The sequence below is a fragment of the Microbacterium sp. MMO-10 genome, assembly GCF_037148715.1.
Taxonomy (GTDB): Bacteria; Actinomycetota; Actinomycetes; order Actinomycetales; family Microbacteriaceae; genus Microbacterium.
On sequence record NZ_JBBCSV010000004.1, the window covers coordinates 436,119 to 454,653 of the forward strand.

General features: G+C 73.3%; 14 protein-coding genes. 4 read left to right on the forward strand and 10 right to left on the reverse strand.

The genetic code is table 11. From position 1 onward, the window contains the following. Positions 1-76: 76 nt before the first annotated feature. The 4 genes from WFJ17_RS14725 to WFJ17_RS14740 form a co-directional block, all read right to left on the reverse strand. Positions 77-1,063: an epimerase gene (locus WFJ17_RS14725; RefSeq protein WP_336648807.1), complete on the reverse strand. Its 987-nt coding sequence runs from the start codon at positions 1,061-1,063 to the stop codon at positions 77-79. After that, positions 1,060-1,686, reverse strand: coding sequence for a DUF4166 domain-containing protein (locus tag WFJ17_RS14730; protein ID WP_336648808.1), 627 nt, complete (start codon positions 1,684-1,686; stop codon positions 1,060-1,062). Before WFJ17_RS14730 ends, WFJ17_RS14725 begins: the two co-directional genes overlap by 4 nt. A gap of 85 nt (positions 1,687-1,771) precedes the next feature. After that, positions 1,772-2,686: an NYN domain-containing protein gene (locus tag WFJ17_RS14735; protein ID WP_251446680.1), complete on the reverse strand. Its 915-nt coding sequence runs from the start codon at positions 2,684-2,686 to the stop codon at positions 1,772-1,774. A gap of 28 nt (positions 2,687-2,714) precedes the next feature. Further along, on the reverse strand, positions 2,715-3,737 hold the full coding sequence (locus WFJ17_RS14740) for a Gfo/Idh/MocA family protein (RefSeq protein WP_251446683.1): 1,023 nt from the start codon (positions 3,735-3,737) through the stop codon (positions 2,715-2,717). A 95-nt stretch (positions 3,738-3,832) separates the two neighbouring features. Between WFJ17_RS14740 and WFJ17_RS14745 the strand changes: the two genes are divergently transcribed. Then, positions 3,833-4,690, forward strand: a complete 858-nt coding sequence (locus WFJ17_RS14745; protein WP_336648809.1) for a sulfurtransferase — start codon at positions 3,833-3,835, stop codon at positions 4,688-4,690. A 61-nt stretch (positions 4,691-4,751) separates the two neighbouring features. Here the strand turns inward: WFJ17_RS14745 and WFJ17_RS14750 are convergent, their stop codons facing one another. The 6 genes from WFJ17_RS14750 to hrpA form a co-directional block, all read right to left on the reverse strand. Further along, positions 4,752-6,275 (reverse strand): Mur ligase family protein, encoded by a 1,524-nt coding sequence (locus WFJ17_RS14750; protein WP_336648810.1) that lies wholly within the window; start codon positions 6,273-6,275, stop codon positions 4,752-4,754. A gap of 190 nt (positions 6,276-6,465) precedes the next feature. After that, complete coding sequence (locus tag WFJ17_RS14755; RefSeq protein WP_336648811.1) at positions 6,466-7,284, reverse strand: shikimate 5-dehydrogenase; 819 nt, start codon at positions 7,282-7,284, stop codon at positions 6,466-6,468. Positions 7,285-7,360: 76 nt separating this feature from the next. Then, positions 7,361-8,710: an O-acetylhomoserine aminocarboxypropyltransferase/cysteine synthase family protein gene (locus WFJ17_RS14760; protein ID WP_336648812.1), complete on the reverse strand. Its 1,350-nt coding sequence runs from the start codon at positions 8,708-8,710 to the stop codon at positions 7,361-7,363. Positions 8,711-8,789: 79 nt separating this feature from the next. Beyond that, on the reverse strand, positions 8,790-9,620 hold the full coding sequence (locus tag WFJ17_RS14765) for an alpha/beta fold hydrolase (protein ID WP_336648813.1): 831 nt from the start codon (positions 9,618-9,620) through the stop codon (positions 8,790-8,792). Further along, entirely contained in the window at positions 9,617-10,564 is a 948-nt protein-coding gene (locus tag WFJ17_RS14770; RefSeq protein ID WP_336648814.1) for a quinone oxidoreductase family protein, read from the reverse strand. The genes WFJ17_RS14765 and WFJ17_RS14770 overlap by 4 nt, the downstream gene beginning before the upstream one ends. A 107-nt stretch (positions 10,565-10,671) precedes the next feature. Next, positions 10,672-14,727: an ATP-dependent RNA helicase HrpA gene (gene hrpA / locus WFJ17_RS14775; RefSeq protein ID WP_442927989.1), complete on the reverse strand. Its 4,056-nt coding sequence runs from the start codon at positions 14,725-14,727 to the stop codon at positions 10,672-10,674. Between the two features lie 79 nt (positions 14,728-14,806). On the opposite strand from hrpA, the gene WFJ17_RS14780 reads away from it, so the two are divergent. From WFJ17_RS14780 to WFJ17_RS14790, 3 genes are all read left to right on the forward strand, one after another. Next, positions 14,807-15,739, forward strand: coding sequence for a nucleoside hydrolase (locus tag WFJ17_RS14780; RefSeq protein WP_336648816.1), 933 nt, complete (start codon positions 14,807-14,809; stop codon positions 15,737-15,739). Between the two features lie 111 nt (positions 15,740-15,850). After that, on the forward strand, positions 15,851-16,687 hold the full coding sequence (locus tag WFJ17_RS14785; protein ID WP_251446706.1) for an aldo/keto reductase: 837 nt from the start codon (positions 15,851-15,853) through the stop codon (positions 16,685-16,687). A 64-nt stretch (positions 16,688-16,751) separates the two neighbouring features. Then, positions 16,752-18,521 (forward strand): thioredoxin domain-containing protein, encoded by a 1,770-nt coding sequence (locus WFJ17_RS14790; protein WP_336648817.1) that lies wholly within the window; start codon positions 16,752-16,754, stop codon positions 18,519-18,521. Positions 18,522-18,535: the final 14 nt, after the last annotated feature.

Sequence of the window (18,535 nt, forward strand, 5' to 3'; positions counted from 1 at the left end):
GTCCGCGACGGGAGGGGCGCGACGGATCCGGGTCCGCGACGGGAGCGGATCCGGATCCGGATGAGGGGGATCGGGGTCAGGGCGCGGGGGCGAGGGCGAAGGAGGCGCGGACGGCCTCATCGAGGGCGGGGTGCCGGAAGGCGTAGCCCACGTCGACCAGCTTCTCCGGGGCGACCCATCGGCTCTTCAGGATCAGCTCGGTCTCGGTGCGGAGCGCGACCGCGCCCAGCTCCAGCATCCAGCGTGCCGACGGCAGGCCCGCCCGCTTGCCGAGGGTGCGCCGGATCGTCGCCATGAGCGTGCGGTTGTCGCTCGCCTGCGGCGCGACGGCGTTCACGGGGCCCTCCAGCTCGGGGTGCTCCTCGAGGAAGGCGATGATGCCGGCGAGGTCGTCCAGGTGCACCCAGCTGAAACGCTGGAGCCCGCCGCGTGCACGGAAGTAGTGCGCCGTTCCCGCCGCTCGCCGGGCGCGGCCGATCGGCCACGGGCCGTCGTGCTGGGTTCCGCCCAGGCCGCACCGGGCGAGCCGGCGGAGGGTGCCGAGGACGCCGCCGTCGCCGAGCACGATCGCCGTGCGCAGTGCGACCCGTCGCGTGCGCGGGAGGTCGCCGGCGAACAGCTCACGCTCCCACGCCTTCGCCACCTCGACCGAGAATCCGGTCCCGAGCTCGCCCGTGGACTCGGTCTGCGGGCGGTCCTCCGCGTGCCGGTAGATCGTCGCGGTGGAGGAGTTGATCCAGAGGGGAGGAGGGGTGACGGCGTTGCGCACCGCGATCCGCAGGGCGGCTGTCGTCTGCTCGCGGGAGCGGAGGATCTCCGCCCGGTTCGCCGCCGTGTACCGGCAGTTCACGCTCTTCCCGGCCAGGCCGACGACCAGGCTCGCCCCGTCCACGGCGGCGTCGATCCCCGCCTGGTCGTCCCAGGTCAGGTCGGCGCCGTGCCGGGAGACGGTCACGACCTCGCGCCCCGCCGCACGCCAGCGCTGCTGCAGGTCCTGCCCGATGAACCCCGTCGACCCGCCCAGCACGACCCTGCCTCGGGTGCGGCCGTCTTCCTCGTTCATGCGTCCTCCTCGATCCGGTAGCGGAACGTCCCCGCGTACTCGTGGATCCGCCCGAGCAGTGGCACGTCCACGGTCAGGGCCACCCGCTGCAGGCCGGTGGCGTGCTCGATGCCGTCGATGAGCCGGATCCGCGGAGCGATGCACGACGGGATCCGGATCCGCAGGCCTCCCAGGAGCAGCCCGACGCGCGTGCTGCGCAGCTCCAGCGCGCCGTCGGAAGCCGTCGCCCGGAAGACCGCGGCGAGCCCCCCGCGCTGCCCGAGGCGGTCCGCGATGCGCCCCCGCGGCAGAGGTCGCACGCGATCGCACAGCGTCAGGTCGCCGTGCGGGAGGTGCAGCGTGCGCTCGGCGGATCTGCCTCCGCCGTCGCGATTGCGCACCGTGAACGGAAGGTCCTCCGCCCACCCGGCGTAGACCGCGCCACGACGCTCGAGGAAGCGCAGCAGCGGGCCGAGCAGCACGCGGACCGCGCGCCTGCGGCAGCCGACCCGCTCGAAGACGCCGTGCCCGACGCCGACCCGTCCCGAGGGGATCGCTGCGATGTAGGCGCGCATGCGAGGATGCAGCCGCTCCGCGCGTGCGCCGAGCGCCGCGGCGTAGGGGGAGAGCGGGTCCGGTGTCATGTCATCACGATATCGAACATGTTCAAAAAAGGCGAATGAACGTGGCCCTCGCCCCGTGGCGGGCCGTCGGCGGGGTGGGCGCCGGTCAGCTCCCGATCAGGCGCACCAGGCGCTCGTGCCCGGACTCCTCGAGCTCGGCGATGTCGGCGCGCGACTTCAGGAAGGCGTTGAAGGAGCGGTAGCCCAGGGCCTTCTCGCTGAAGGACGGATCCATGCGCCGCATCTGCGTCTTCACCGCCGAGCTGTGCAGCCACTCGTCGCCGTCGCTCTTGTCGTGGCCGAGGCGCAGCGCGCGCACGAGCGTCGCCGTGGCCTGCTCCTGATCGTCGGTGGTCGGCTCGTCCTTCTCCGCGGACGCCCTGGACTCCTTGCGCGCGCCCTGGGACTGCTTGGCGGTGGGCTTCTTCGGCGGGGTCTCGGCCTGGGCGGCGGCGCGCTCGACACCCGGCAGGGAGTCGTACGCCTCGAACTCGTCGCACGCGGCGGCGAGCGACTTCGCGGTCGAACCGGCGACGCCGACGCCGACCACGTAGCGGCCGAGGCGCTTGCAGCGCTGGGCGAGCGGCACGTAGTCGCTGTCGCCGGCGACGATCACCACGTGGGTGAGATCGGGGAGGCGGAACATGTCCTCCACCGCATCGACGGCGAGGCGGATGTCCGCGCCGTTCTTGGCGTAGGCCGCGGCGGGGAACAGCTGCACGAGGTCGACGGCGCGGGCGACCAGCTGCGAGCGGTACACGGCGTTCACGGGCGACGACCAGTCGGCGTACGCGCGGGTGAGCACGAGGGTGCCGAACGACGACGCGTAGTCGATGATCGCGCCGACGTCGATCGTCGCGGACTTGAGCCGCTCCGCGACCTCGGCGTCGGCGGGGTCGTCCTGGATGCGCTGGCGGTCCTTGCTGTAGGCGTTGCGCCCGTGCACGCGGTCGTACCAGGAGATGACGATGTTGTCGAAGTCCAGGTAGACGGCGACGCGGGTGTCCTGGGGCTCGGCCATGGGATCCTCCTCCGGAAGGGTCAGGCGGTCAGGCGGTCTCGCCGGGGTAGCGGACGCCGATCTGCGCGCGGATCTCGTCGAGCAGGCCCATGATCGCGACCGACTCCGCGACCGGCAGCAGGTCGCTGTCGAGGGATCCGTCGGCGATGTGGCGCTCCGCGGCGAGGGCCTGGTACTGCATGCCTCGACCGCCGCCGCGCTCGTCCGAAGTGGTGCGGCCGTCGAACTCCTCCCACACCGTGCCGTCCGTCGCCACGACGCGGAACGTGGTGGGCGAGTACCAGACCCGGTCGATCTCGATGCGTGCGAGGGTGCCGAGCACCACGGCGGTGTTGGGACCGGCCGCGCGCGAGGAGGACAGGGTGGTCGAGATCGCCCCGCCGGCGTGCGTCATGATCGTCGCGACTTCGGCGTCGGCGCCGGTGGAGATCAGCCGCCCCGTCGCCTGGACTGTCTCGGGTGCGCCGAGCAGGTCGTGGACGAACGAGATCGGATAGATGCCGAGATCGAGCAGCGCGCCGCCGCCGAGCTCCAGAGCGTTCAGGCGGTGGGCGGGATCCGTGGGCAGCGACTGCGTGTGGTCGGCAGAGACCGCGCGGATCTCGCCGAGCGTGCCGGCCGCGATGATCTCCCTGATCCGGACCATGTGGGGCAGATACCGCGTCCACATCGCCTCCATGACCAGCAGGCCCTTCTCGCGACCCAGGTCGGCGAGATCCTGCGCCTCGGCGCGATTGAGGGTGAACGCCTTCTCGACGAGCACATGCTTGCCGTGCTCGAGCGCGAGGCGGGCGTCGTCGTGGTGCATCGGGTGCGGCGTCGCGACGTAGATGATGTCGACCTCGGGATCCGCCGCGAGAGCCTCGTAGGAGCCGTGCGCGCGGGCGATGTCGAAGCGGGCGGCGAACGCGTCGGCCGACTCCTGCGATCGGGATCCGACGGCGACGAGGTCGAGCCCCGCGGTGCGCAGATCGGCGGCGAAGGCGGCGGCGATGCCGCCGGTGGCGAGGATGCCCCAGCGCAGAGCTGGTTGCGGGGAGTGGGCGGTCATGGGCACAAGCGTACGGGCTTCCGATAAGGGGGAGGAATCGTGCGCGCGGCATCGACGCCCGTGCGGTCCCGTCGCCGGGCTGGGAGGATGGGGGCATGGCCGATCTCATCACCGCCGCCGAACTCCGCTCCCTCCTCGAGGAGGGCGAGGATCTGCGGATCCTGGACGTGCGCTACCGACTCGGGTTCACCGACGGGCGGGAGAACTACCGGGCCGGGCACCTCCCCGGGGCGGTGTTCGCCGACCTGGAGGGCGAGCTGGCCGCTCACGGCGCCCCTGCGGACGGGCGTCACCCGCTGCCGTCCGACGACGAGCTCGAGCAGGCCGCGCGCCGCTGGGGGATCCGTCAGGGGCAGGCGGTCGTGGTGTACGACGACGCGCGCTCTCTTCCCGCCTCTCGGGCGTGGTGGGCGCTGCGCCGCGCCGGCGTGGCCGTCGTGCGCGTGCTCGACGGCGGACTCGGCGCCTGGCGGGCCGCCGGGGGAGCCGTCGAGGAGGGCGAGGTCGTGGCACCGTCGGGAGACGTGGTGCTCGCCCGCCCGGGAACGGCCGACGTGCTGGATGCCGATCAGGTCGCTGCGTGGACCGGGGTGCTGCTGGACGCCCGCGCACCCGAGCGGTTCCGCGGCGAGACCGAGCCGATCGATCCGGTCGCCGGGCACATCCCCGGAGCCCGCAACCTGCCGATCGCCGAGGTGCTCGACGCCGAGGGGCGGTTCCGCGCCCCCGCCGAGATCGAGGCCGCGTTCGAGGCCGTCGGCGCGGGGGAGGAGGTGCCGATCGCGGCCTATTGCGGATCCGGCGTGACGGCGGCGCAGCTCGCGCTCGCGGGTGCCCTGATCGGCCGCGAGGTGACCGTGTACCCGGGATCGTGGAGCGCCTGGTCGAACACGCCGGGGCGCCCGGTCGAACGCGGACCCGTGCCGGCCGAGGCGGATCCGCTGGAGGACTGAGCCGAGGCGGATCCGCTGGAGGACTGAGCCGATCCCGCGGGACGGCACCGCGCGGGGCGGGTCAGAGCGCTTCGATGACCTCGCGGAGCACGTCGGGGTCGTACCAGGCGATCTCCCCGTCGGCGAGGGCGTGGTACCGCTCGTGCCCCTTGCCGAGGATCACCACGGTGTCCTCGGGCCGGGCCATCCGCACCGCGGCGGCCATGGCTTCGCGGCGATCGGCGATCTCGGTGATCTCCACGACGCTGGAGCGCGCGCCGTCGATGAGGGAGGCACGGATCTCGGCGGGGTCGTCGTCGTAGGGGTTGTCGTCGGTGATGACCAGCACGTCGGCGAACATCGCGGCGAAGCGGCCCATCATGCGGCGCTTGGCGGCGTCGCGATGGCCGTTCGCGCCGAGCACCGCGATCAGGCGGCCCTCCGGCGTCGTGGTGCGGATCGCGCGCAGGGCCGCGTTGATCGCCTCCGGCTTGTGCGCGGAGTCGACGATCGCGGTGAACGGCTGCCCGAAGTCGAACCGCTGCAGGCGGCCCTCGACGCTCGGCAGCGCGGCGACGCCGGGGGCGAGCTCCGCGAGGTCGCGTCCCGTCTCGGCGAGGGCGGCGACCGCGGCGAGGATGTTGTTCACGTTGAACGCGCCGGTGAGCTGCGTGGTGAACCGCACCCGCTCGCCCTCGGGGGAGCGGACGGTGAACGAGGATCCGTGCGCGCGCAGCTCGACGTCCGAAGCCACCCAGTCGGCGGATTCGGATCCGCTCGCCGACGTCGTGCGCACGGGGACGGTCGCCTGAGCCGCCATCATGCGCCCCCAGTGCGAGTCGATGTCGACGATGCCGATCCGGGAGTGCTCGGGGGTGAGCAGCAGCGCCTTCGCGGCGAAGTAGTCGGCCTGGGTCGGGTGGTAGTCGCGGTGGTCGTGCCCGAGGTTGAGGAAGATGCCCGCGTCGAACGCGAAGCCGTCCACGCGTCCCAGGGTGAGGGCATGGCTGGACGCCTCGACGGCGACCGTGCCGAGGTGCTGCTCGCGCATGACCGCGAAGAGCGCCTGCAGCTCCGGTGCCTCCGGAGTGGTCAGCACGGGCGGGAAGAAGTCGTCGCCGACGGTCGTGCCGATGGATCCGATCGTGCCGGACTGCGCCATGCCGGCCGCGGCGGCCACGTAGAACGCGGTGGTGGTCTTGCCCTGCGTGCCGGTGATCCCGATCGACGTCATCGACGCGGCGGGGTCGCGGTAGAGGAAAGCGGAGGCGGGGCCGGCGGCCAGACGCGCGCTGTCCACGACGAGCGTCGGCACGTCCGAGGGGACGAGCGCGGCGCCCTCGGCGTCGGTGAGGACCGCCGTCGCACCCGCGGCGACGGCCTTCTCGGCGAACCGGGCGCCGTGCGCGTTCGCTCCCGGGATCCCCAGGAAGAGGTCGCCCGGCCGCACGTGGTCGGTGCCGAGCGCGACACCCGTGAAGCCGGTGTCCGCGGCGTCGGGCGCCTCCGCGCCGAGGTGTGCGGCGAGGTCGCCGAGCGTGGCGCGGAAGGTCTCGACGGGGCGGGAATCCAGGCGCGGAGCGGGGTAGTTCGACACGGAGGGCATGACCGTCCGAGTCTACCGGGCTCTTCGTCTCGCCTTCGGCTCGCTCAGGGACCGGGCAGCGAGACGAAGCGGTGCGCGCAATTCAGGCTGAATCTCCCGGCGGAGACGTCGGACACCGTTTCTTGGCCCCTCGGGCGCTCTCCAGCCTGAGTTCGGAACACCCGCGCGGGAAACGCCCCCGGACGAGGGATCAACCGGCGCGCATGAACTCCTCGGCCTCGCGCACCTGCTCATCGGTCGGACGGATCCCGGTGTACAGCACGAACTGCTCGAGCGCCTGCAGCGTGGCGACCGAGGCGCCGTTGATGACGGTTTTGCCCGCGGCGAGGCCGGCGCGCACGAGCGGGGTCTCGGCCGGAAGGGCGACGACGTCGAACACCGCCCCGGCGGCGTCGATCGCGGAGGGCGGGAACGAGAGGGCGTCCGCCTCGGCGCCGCCCGCCATCCCGATCGGGGTGACGTTGACGAGGATGTCGGCCGTGCGGTCGTCGACGTCGGCGACCCACCCGAAGCCGTAGAGGCCGGCGAGCGCGCGACCCGCCTGCTCGTTGCGCGCGACGATCGTGACGTCGGCGAAGCCCGCGTCGCGGAAGGCCGCGGCCGTCGCCTTCGCCATGCCGCCCGACCCGCGCAGCAGCACCGAGGACGCCGGATCCAGGGCGTTGCGGACGATGAGCTGCGCAATCGCCGAGTAGTCCGTGTTGTAGGCGGTGAGCACGCCGTCGTCGTTGACGATCGTGTTGACGGAGTCGATTGCGGTGGCGGAGGGATCCATCCGGTCCACCAGGGCGATCACGTCCTCCTTGTAGGGCATGGAGATCGCGCAGCCGCGGATCCCGAGTCCGCGCACGCCGGCGATCGCCTGGGCGAGGTCGGTCGGGGCGAACGCCTTGTAGATCCAGTTCAGCCCCAGCGCCTCATAGAGGTGGTTGTGGAACCGGGTGCCGTTGTTGCTGGGTCGCGCGGAGAGCGAGATGCACAGGGTCATGTCTTTGTTCAGGATCGGCACCGGTCCAGAGTAGCGAGCACCGTGGTGGGGACGTTGATCACGCTGCGCTCGTCCTCGCTCAACGACCCCGGAGGGCTCAGACCGCGGCGAGCGCCGGCTCCACGACGGCGAGGGCGAGCGCCTGCTCGAGGTCGGCGAGGATGTCGGCCGGATCCTCGATCCCGATCGACAGGCGCAGGGTCGTCGCGCCGATCCCGGCCGCGGCACGCTGGGCGGCGTTCAGGTGCGAGTGCGTCATCGAGGCGGGGTGCGAGACGAGCGAGCGCGCGTCGCCGATGTTCGCCACGAGGCGCACGACCTTCAGGCCGTCCACGAAGCGCTCCACGCGCTCCTGATCCCGCTCCTCGTCGCCCGTGGAGACCAGGTCGATCGAGAAGACCGAGGGGATCCCGCGGGGGAGGTAGCGCGCGGCGAGCTCGTGCCAGGGGTTGTCGGCGAGCCCGGGGTGGTGCACGGCGGCGATCGCGGGGTGCACGACGAGGGACTCGGCGATCGCCTGGGCCGACGCGCTCTGCCGGGAGACGCGCAGGTCGAGCGTCTCGATGCCCTGCAGGATCTGGTGCGCGTTGAACGGCGAGAGCGAGGGCCCGAGGTCGTGCACGTACTTGGCCTTCACCAGCGCCCCGAACGCGAACCCCTGCCCGAACCGCTCCCAGAGCGACTGCGGGCCGAACCGGGCGTGCACGGCGGTGAACTGCGGCCAGCGGGCGGGGTCTGCGCCGAAGTCGAAGGATCCGAGGTCGACGGCGACGCCGCCGAGCGAGGTGCCGTGGCCGCTGAGGAACTTCGTGGCGGAGTGCACGACGAAGTCGGCGCCGTGCTCTCCGGGGCGGATCAGGAAGGGCGTGCCGACCGTGCTGTCGATCACAAGGGGGACGCCCGCGGAATGGGCGATGTCGGCGACCGTCCGGAGATCGAGCACCTGGGCGAGCGGGTTCGCGACGGACTCGGCGAAGAACAGCCGGGTGCGCTCGTTCGCGGCCGCGCGCCAGGCCGCGGGGTCGTCCTGGTCGACGAAGGTCACCGTGATGCCGAAGTCGTCGAGCGTGTCCTGCAGCAGGTCGACCGTGCCGCCGTACAGCCGGTCGGCCGCGACGACGTGGCCGCCGCGGCCCGCGAGGGCGAGGATCGTGACCGCGACCGCGGCCTGCCCGCTGGCGACGGCGACCGCGGAGACGCCGCCCTCCAGCGCGGTGACGCGCTCCTCGAGCAGCTGCTGCGTGGGGCTGGCGTTGCGGCTGTAGATGTTGCCGGCGCGGCGCAGCGCGAAGAGGTCGCGCGCCTCCGCGAGGTTCGCGAACTGGTAGGCCGCCGACTGGTACAGCGGCGGCACCGCGGTGTTCTGCGGCGCGCCGGGCACGTACGCCGCCTGCACCTGCCTCGTCGCGAAACGGGTGGCGGGGGCGGAGGCGGCGGGATCGGTCACGGACCCATCCTGCGGCGCGCCGTGCCGGCCGCGCTGGGATGTTTCCGACTGTTGCGGATCCGCCGGGTGAGCCCCGCGGTCAGGCCTCCGCGAGACGGTGCACGAACGCGGCGATCTCGGAGAGCGCGACGGCGTGCCGCTCGAGGTGGGGGAGATGCGCCGCGTCCTCGAGCTCGACGAGCGCGGCGCCGGGGATCGTCGTGGCTGCATGGCGTGCCGCCGCGCGGACGTGCGGGAGATCCAGCGCGCCCACGAGCACGAGCGTCGGGACGCGGATCTCGCCGAGGCGCGGCCAGGCCACGGCGTCCTGCGCCCGCGCGCCGGGATCGTCGGTGGCGAGGGCGGCGCCGTTCATCGCGAGGAAGAGCTCGCGCGCCTCCTTCCCGACCCGTCCGGCACGGCCGGGGCCGTCGAGCCAGAGCTCGGCCTCGATCCGGTTGAGCTCTGCGAGGTCGCCCTGCTCGATCGCCGCGTCCCCTCGGCGGTCGAGCTCGGCGGTGACGGCGTCGAGCTCGGGCGCGGGGGAACCGCTGATGGCCGGCGCGATGAGCACGAGGGCCCGCACGCGTCCGGGGGCGACGAGGGCGAGGTCGATCGCCGTGCGTCCGCCCATCGAACAGGCGACGATGATGGCGGCATCCGCGGCGGCGGCGTCGAGCACGGCGCGCGCGTCTTCGACCGGAGACCAGTCGTCGTGCGGTTCCGTCGTCGTCTCACCGAAACCGCGCGCGTCGTAGCGGATGCTGCGCACGGACGGACCGAGCACGTCGACGAGGCCGGCCCAGGATCGCCGGTCGGTCACCCCGGCATGGATGAGGAGCACCGGTGCGCCGTCGGCCGCGCCGCTCTCCTCGACCGCGAGCCGCCCCCCGGGCACAGCGAGCATCGAGGTCGCGGTGCCGGCGGTCACGGGATCAGCACGATCTTGCCCCGCGCGGCGTGCGCCTCCACGAGGCGGTGCGCCTCGGCGGCCTCCGCGAGCGGCAGCTCCGGGCCGAACTCGATCGAGAAGCGGCCCTCGGTGATGAGCCGCAGTGCGACCGGCACGGCCTCGGCGCGCCAGGCGAGCTCCTGCGCAGTGAGCGGGACCGGGCTCCCGCCGCTGAACGCGCGGATCCCGAACGACGCGGCATCGGGTCCGCGCACGATCGTCGCGATCCGGTCCGGGTCGGCGACGAGGGCGAGGGAGGCGGCGATCGCCTCATCCGTGCCGGCGCCGTCGAGCGCGACCGTGATCTCGCGATCGCCCGCCGCGTCGCGGATCCGCTGCTCGAGGCCCTCGCCGTAGACGACGGGGATCGCGCCGAGCTCGCGCAGCCGTTCCTGCGAGGTCGCGCCGCCGGTGGCGATGACGTCGGCGCCCCACGCGACGGCGAACTGGATCGAGGCCTGGCCGACCGCGCCGGAACCGGCGTGCAGGAGCAGGAGGTCGCCCTCGCCGACGCCGAGCGAGCGCAGGGACTGGTACGCGGTGCCGGCGGGGATGCCGAGGGCGGCGCCCTCGGCGGAGGTCACCTCGTCGGGCATCACGGAGGCGTGCGCCGCCGGCACGGCGAGCGCGGTCGCATACGTGCCCCGGGTGTCGCGGATGGCGACGCGATCGCCGACGCGGAGATCGTCGACGCCGGGACCGACCGCGGTCACGACGCCCGCGCCGTCGAAGCCCTGGTGCCGGGGCTCGGTGATCGGGGGCAGCGGGCGGAAGCCGCTGCGCTGCTTGACGTCGATCGGATTCACCCCGGCTGCCTCGATGCGCACCACGACCTCGCCGGCGGCGGGGACCGGATCCGGCACCTCCACGAGGGTGAGGACCTCCGGTCCGCCGAGCTCGGTCTGCACGATCGCCTGCGCCATGGTTCCAGGCTACGACGCGGCGGAGCGGCGGGGCGCGGGGAAGGGGCCGGACCGCGGGTGCCGCAGGCCGGGGCGGAGGCGGATCGAGGCCACCCGACCGCCCGGGCTCACTTCTCGGCGAGCGCCTTCATGATCCGCTGCGGCGAGACCGGCTGCGCGGTGCCCAGGCGCTGGGCGAACAGGCTCACGCGGTACTCCTCGAGCAGCCAGCGCACCTCGACGAGCCGGGGCGCGGATCCGGCGGGCAGCGGGATCGCGCCCCCGGCATCGGCGTAGGCCTGCGCCATGCGCTCGTACTCGCTCTGCCGGGTGCGGTCCTTGCCCGGGGCGTCCGCGAGGGTGCGCAGCCGATCCAGGATGCCGTCGAGGTACCGCGGGAACTGGGCGAGGCGCTCGGCGCCGGCACCCGAGATGAAGCCGTTCGGGAGCAGGCCCGCGAGCTGGCCGCGGATGTCGTTCAGAGGCCCGAGCAGGGCGAGCGAGTTCTGCCCCTTCAGGGCCCGCTCGACCTCGCGCGCCTTCGTGAGGATCTTGGCGACCAGCGAGACGAGCGCGAACAGCTCGTCCACGACGACCGCGGAGACGCCGTCGCGCACGCGGGCGAAGTCGGCCTCGGTGCGGACGATCCCCGCGGTCCCCGTGCCCGTCGCCGGGGTGGTCAGCCGATCGATCGCCGCCCGTGCGACCGCGGCGCGGGCGTCCTCGATGAGCGTCGCGACGTTCGGGTAGGGCGAGGCGGCGAGCGCGAGCTTCTCGGCGCTCGTCAGATGCTGCTGCACGTACGACGCGGGGGAGGGGATCCCGAGCAGCACCAGCCGCAGCACGCCCTCGCGGGTCGCGGAGAGCGCCGCCTCGGCCGTCGCCTCCACCCGCAGGGCGACCGAGGTGCGCTGGTCGACGAGGGCGGGATAGCCGCGCACCACGCCCCCGGCCACGCGGGTGTCCAGCACCTCCGGCAGGTCGCCGAGGTCCCACGTCGTGATGCCGTCGCGCTGGGTGAGGGCCGGAGCGGGGGAGGCCGCGGCCACCGCCGCGGCGCCGCGCCCTCGTGCAGGACGGGCGGCGTCGGGACCGCGCTCGATCGAGCGGGCGACGCTCGCGCGCGAGCGGTCGGCGAGCTCGCGCTGCAGCAGCGTGAGGTCCCGGCCGGAGCCCACCACGCGTCCGCGCTCGTCGACCGCCCGGAAGTTCATCCGCAGGTGCGCGGGCACGCGCTCCAGGTCGAACTCCGCGGCCGACACGGGCTGGTTCGCGAGGGGCTGGATGAGTCGCGCGAGCGCCTCGCGCAGGCTCCGTCCGGGCAGGCCCTGATGGGCCTCGGGCCCCTCGGCGGAGAGCTCGGCGCCGAACTTCTCGGCCCAGTCCGCCGCGGGCACCACGTGCCGGCGGATCGCCTTCGGCAGCGCCCGCAGCAGCGCCGTCACCAGTTCGGCGCGGAGACCCGGCACCTGCCAGTCGAACCCGGCGTCCTGCACCTGCTGCAGCAGGGCCAGCGGGATCACGACGCTCACGCCGTCGTCCGCGGCTCCCGGCTCGAAGCGGTACGCGAGGCCGAGCACCTGATCCGCCTGCGCCCAGCGCGGGGGGAAGTCCTGCTGGTCGGCGCGCTCGTCGTCGTCGATCAGGTCCGCCTCGCGCATCACGAGCAGCCTCGGCGTCGTCGCCAGGGCGTCGCGCCACCACGCCTCGAAGGAGCGCACGTCGAAGACGTCGCTCGGGATGCGCTGATCGTAGAACCGGAAGACGGCCTCGTCGCCGACGAGGATGTCGCGGCGGCGCTCGCGCTCCTCGAGCTTCTCCAGGCGCTTGCGCAGCTCGGCGTTGCTGCGCCAGAAGGCGGACACCCGCTTGTCGATCCGGCCCGGATCCCACTCACCCTCGACGAGCGCATGCCGCAGGAAGAGCTCGCGCGCGGCCGGCCGGTCGATGCGGGCGAACTGCACGCGACGGCGCGTCACGATCTCGACGCCGAACAGCGTCACCTTCTCGAACGCGACCGCGGCCCCCGACTCCTTGGACCAGTGCGGCTCGGAGATCTGCCGCTTGGCGAGATCGCCCGCGAGCGCCTCGGCCCAGGCCGGGTCGATCGCGGCGGCCGTGCGCGCGAACGTGCGCGAGGTCTCCACGATCTCCGCCGCCATGACGGCGCGCGGCGCCTTCTTGCGCAGCGCGGAGCCGGGGAACAGCGAGAACCGGATCCCGCGCGCGCCGCGGTACTCGGCGGCGCGGCGCTTCGGATCCTTCTTCCCGCCCTTGGCCGGCGGCCCCTTCGTGAGGGCGCGCTCGTCGAGGATCCCGATGTGGCTGAGGAGCCCCGCGAGCAGGGCGCGGTGCACCGCATCCGGATCGGCGGAGATGGGGTCGTTGAGCGAGGACGGCGAAGCCGACCGAGACGAGACGCGGTCACCCGTGAGATCGCCGCGTTTCGTCTCGCGGAGACCCTTCGCGGGGACGAGCGTGCGCAGCTGCCGGTGCACGTCGAACCACTCGCGCACCCGCACGTAGTTCAGGTGCTCTGCGCGGCAGAGCCGGCGGAACGCACTGGATCCGAGCTCCTTCTGCTGCTCGCGCAGGTGATTCCAGAGGTTCAGGATCGAGAGGAAGTCGCTCGTCGGATCCGCGAACCGCGCGTGCATCCGCTCGGCCTCGTCGCGCACGCCCTGCGGGGCGTCGGCGGAGGGGCGCTCGCGCACGTCCTGGATCGACAGCCCGGCGACGATCGCGAGCACGGGAGCGACGACGCCGGTGCGCACGGCCTCCACGAGCATGCGGGCGAAGCGCGGGTCGATCGGCATGCGCGCGATGTCACGCCCGATCCGGGTGAGCCGAGGGGTCTCGGATCCGGTCCCCGCGGTTCTCGGGGGCACCTGCACCGCACCGAGCTCGACGAGCAGTTCGAAGGCCGACCGCACGTCGCGGGATTCCGGCGGCGTGAGGAACGGGAACTCCGCGATGTCGCCGAATCCGAGGCTCAGCATCTGCAGCACCACCGCGGCGAGCGAGGTGCGCAGGATCTCGGGCTCGGTGAACTCCGGGCGCTTGTCGAAGTCGTCCTCGCCGTAGAGGCGGATCGCGATGCCGGCGCTCGTGCGTCCGGCGCGCCCGGAGCGCTGGTTCGCGGACGCCTGCGACACGGCCTCGATCGGCAGCTGCTGCACCTTGGACCGGCTGCTGTAGCGCGAGATGCGGGCCGTGCCCGTGTCGATCACGTACTTGATGCCGGGGACCGTGAGGCTCGTCTCGGCGACGTTCGTGGCGAGGATCACGCGCCGCCGCAGTCCCGCCACGGTCGACGGCTCGAACACCCGGTGCTGCTCGGCGGCAGAGAGCCGCCCGTACAGCGGCAGCACCTCGACCGGCGCGGTCTGGGAACGGTAGGCGCCGCGGATCGCGTCGGCGGCGTCGCGGATCTCGGCCTCGCCCGGGAGGAAGACGAGCACGTCGCCGCGCTCCTCGCGGTCGAGCTCGCGCAGCGCGCGCACGATCGCGGTGACCTCGTCCTCGGGCTCGGACTTCGCGGTGCGGGCTGACTTGGGCGCGCCGGCGTCCTCGCGCTCCTCGACGAGGGGCCGGTAGCGGATCTCGACGGGATAGGTGCGCCCGGAGACCTCGATGACCGGGGCGGGCTCGCCCTCCGCGTCGGCGAAGTGCTTCGCGAAGCTGTGCGGATCGATCGTCGCCGAGGTGATGACGACCTTGAGGTCGGGGCGCTCGGGGAGGATCCGGTGCAGGTAGCCGAGGAGGAAGTCGACGTTGAGGGAGCGCTCGTGCGCCTCGTCGATGATGATCGCGTCGTAGCGGCGCAGGAGCCGATCGCGGTGGATCTCGTTGAGCAGGATGCCGTCGGTCATGAGCGCGATCCGGGTCTCGTCCGAGACCTGGTCGGTGAAGCGCACCTTGTAGCCGACGAGCCCGCCGAGCGGCACGCGGAGCTCCTCCGCCACGCGCTCCGCGATCGTCCGGGCGGCGAGCCGACGCGGCTGGGTGTGCGCGATGCGCTCGCGGCCGAGCTCGAGCAGGATCTTCGGCAGCTGCGTCGTCTTGCCGGATCCGGTCGCGCCCGCGACCACGACGACCTGATGGTCGCGGATCGCTGCGGCGATCTCGTCGCGCGCGGCACTGACCGGGAGTTCCGGCGGATAGGAGATCACGGGCGCAGACATAGCCCTCCAGCCTATCGCGGGAGAAGCCCTTGTATCGGGTCTTCGTGCCGTCTCGATGAGCCGCGATACTGGGGGCATCATGAGCACACCCGTCATCCTCGACTGCGATCCCGGCCACGACGACGTCTTCGCGATCTGGCTCGCCGCCGCGCATCCCGCGATCGACCTGCGCGCCCTCACCACCGTCGGCGGCAACGGACTGCTGGAGTTCACGACGCGCAACGCCCGCATCGCGTGCACGGTCGCGGGCATCGAGGGGGTGCCGATCGCGGCGGGTGCGGCCGGGCCGCTCCACGGCCGGCTGCATCCCGCCGAGCTGATCCACGGCGCGAACGCGCTCGGCGGTCCCGAACTGCCGGAGCCGACCGTCCCGGAGGATCCGCGGGACGCGCTGGCGCTCATGCGCGCGGTGCTCGAGGAGGCCGAGGAGCCCGTCACGATCGTCGCGACCGGGCCGCTCACGAACATCGGCCTGCTCGTGCGCGACCACGCCGACCTGCTGCCCCGCGTCGCCCGCGTCGTCTGGATGGGCGGGTCGACCGGCCGCGGCAACGCGACCCCCTACGCGGAGTTCAACGCCTGGACCGATCCCGAGGCGATGGCGCTCGTGCTGGACAGCGGCGTGGACTTCACGATGGTCGGGCTGAACATCTCGCACCAGGCGCTCATCACTCGAGAGGTGCGGGAGCGGATCCGGCGCATCGGCACGCGGTCCGCGGCGTTCGGCGCGGAGCTGCTGGAGTTCTTCTGCGCCACCTACGAGATCGCCGAGCACATGCCCGACGGACCGCTGCACGATCCGATCACGGTGGCGATGCTCATCGACCCCTCCGTGGCGACGACCGTGCGCGCCCGGCTCGACGTCGAGACCGAGGGCGTGTTCACGCGCGGTGCGACGAGCGTGGACCTCCTCGGCGCGCTCGGCACGGCGCCGAACGCCACGATCGCGATGGATCTCGACGTCGACCGGTTCTGGGCCCTCATCGAAGAGGCGGTCGGCACCCTCGCCTGAGCGATGCCCGCGCCTACGCGGCCCTTGCGCCGGGGCGCTGAGCGCTTGCCCCGCACGGACGAGCACGAGGGCGCCGGCCCGCGGGCCGGCGCGGGAACCTAGGGTGGAATCATGACGATCCCCGGAATCCTGCTCAACGACGGCCACACGATCCCCCAGCTCGGCTACGGGGTGTTCAAGGTCGATCCGGCCGACACCGAGCGCGCGGTCAGCGAAGCCCTCGAGATCGGATACCGCCACATCGACACCGCCGCCATCTACGGCAACGAGGCGGGCGTCGGGGCGGCGATCGCCAAGAGCGGCATCCCGCGCGACGAGCTGTTCATCACGACCAAGCTGTGGAACGACCGGCACGACGGCGACGAGCCGGATGCCGCCATCGCGGAGAGCCTGGAGAAGCTCGGCCTCGACCACGTCGACCTCTACCTCGTGCACTGGCCGACCCCGGCGAAGGACAACTACGTGCACGCCTGGGAGAAGGTCGTCGCGATCCGCGATCGGGGGCTCGCGCGTTCCGCCGGTGTCTCGAACTTCCTCGTGCCGCACCTCGAGCGCATCGTCGCCGAGACGGGCGTCACCCCCGCGGTCGACCAGATCGAACTGCACCCGGCGTACCAGCAGCGCGACGTCGCCTCCTGGGCGCGCGACCATGACGTCAAGATCGAGGCCTGGGGCCCGCTCGGCCAGGGCAAGTACGACCTGTTCGGGATCCCGGCCGTCGCCGAAGCGGCCGCCGCGCACGGCAAGACCCCGGCGCAGGTCGTGCTGCGCTGGCACCTCCAGAAGGGCAACATCGTCTTCCCGAAGTCGGTGCACGCCGAGCGTCTGCGGGAGAACCTCGACGTGTTCGACTTCGCGCTGAGCGATGCCGAGTTCGCCGCGATCTCGGCGCTCGACCCGGGAGACGGATCCGGTCGCGTCGCCTCGCACCCGGACGAGGTCAACTGACCTCCGCACCCGGGATCGCGGGGGAGCACGGTCGCGGCGCCCGCGGCCGGCGTAGCGTGAGGCCATGAGCAACCGCCTCGCCGGCACCGGCAGCCCCTATCTGCGCGCGCACGCCGACAACCCGGTGGACTGGTACCCCTGGGGCGAGGAGGCGTTCGCCGAGGCGCGGCGCCGCGACGTCCCGGTGCTCATCTCGATCGGCTACTCCACGTGCCACTGGTGCCACGTCATGGCGCGCGAGTCGTTCCAGGATCCGGACACCGCTGCGCAGCTCAACGGCGGCTTCGTGTCGATCAAGGTGGATCGCGAGGAGCACCCCGAGGTCGATGCCGCATACCTGGCGGCTGCCTCGGCGTTCACCCGCGATCTGGGCTGGCCGCTCACGGTCTTCGCCACGCCGTCCGGGCGGACCTTCCACGCGGGGACGTACTTCCCGCCGGTCGATCGCGGCCGGATGCCCGGATTCCGCACGGTGCTCGCGGCCGTGCGCGAGGCGTGGACCGATCGTCGCGGGGAGGTGGAGGCGCAGGCCGGGGCGGTCGCCGAGGTCCTCGCGGCCTCGGCGGCATCCGAGGCCGCGCCGCTGCCGGACGAACGCGCGCTCGCCGCCGCCGCGGACGAGATCGTCGCCCGGGAGGATCGCCGGTACGGCGGCTTCGGCACGGCGCCGAAGTTCCCCGTCGCCACGACCCTGCGCTTCCTGCAGGCCGAGGGCCGCACCGAGGTCGTCGCGCGCGCCCTGGACGCGATGGCGGCCTCGGAGCTCCGCGACGAGGACGGCGGGTTCTTCCGCTACGCCACGCAGCAGGACTGGTCGGTGCCGCACTACGAGCGGATGCTCATCGACAACGCCCAGCTGCTCGATGTGGCGATCGATGCCGGACGGGCCGATGTCGCGCGGGGCATCGCGGACTTCCTCCTCGCCGTCCTGCAGCGCCCCGGAGGCGGTTTCGGCGCCGCGCAGGACTCGGAGTCGTGGATCGAGGGGCAGCGCAGCGAGGGCGGCTACTACCGTGTCCCGCTCCACGCGCGGGCACAGCTGGAGCCGCCCGCGGTGGACGGCAAGATCATCACGGGCTGGAACGGGCTCGTGATCGGTGCGCTCGCCCGGGCCGGGGCCGATCTCGGCGAGTCCTCGTGGATCGACGCCGCCGTGCGCGCCGCGGGGCTCGTGCTGACGGTGAACCGCGACGCCGGCGGGCGACTCGTGCGCACCTCGCTCGACGGCGTCCCCTCGGCGGCCGTCGCCACCGACGCCGACCTCGGGCTGCTCGCCGACGGCCTGCTGGCCCTCGCACTCGCCACGGGCGACCCTCGGTGGGCGGCACGGGGGCTGGAGGTGCTGGCGGCTGACGCGGTCGCCGACCCCGTGCTCGCCGGGCAGGGGATCCCCGGGTCCGTCGACGGCGGAGACGGCGATCTCCCCTCGGGCGCCTCCGCCCGCGCGGCCGCGCACCTCACCGCCTGGCGGCTCGGCGCGGGGGAGCAGCATCGCGAGCGCGCGGCCGCCCTCGTCCGCGCCGGCGCGGCGCAGGCGCTGCGCCACCCGTTCGGATCCGGTGCGCTGCTGCGCGCGGCGGCGGGCCTGGCCCGCCCGCCGCGGCAGATCGTCGCGGTGACCTCGGATCCGCGAGGACCGCTCGCGGCGGCGGTGCGCGCGGCGGACGCCGACCTCGCGGCGGTGCTGAGCCCGCAGCAGGTGCGGGCCTTCGCCGAGGTCGGCTTCACGCTGTTCGAGGGGCGCGACGGCGTCGACGGCGTCGCCTATGACTGCCGCGGCTTCGTCTGCCGTCTGCCGGTGTCGGATCCGGCGCTCGTTCCTGCGGCACGCTGAGCGCCGCGGATCGA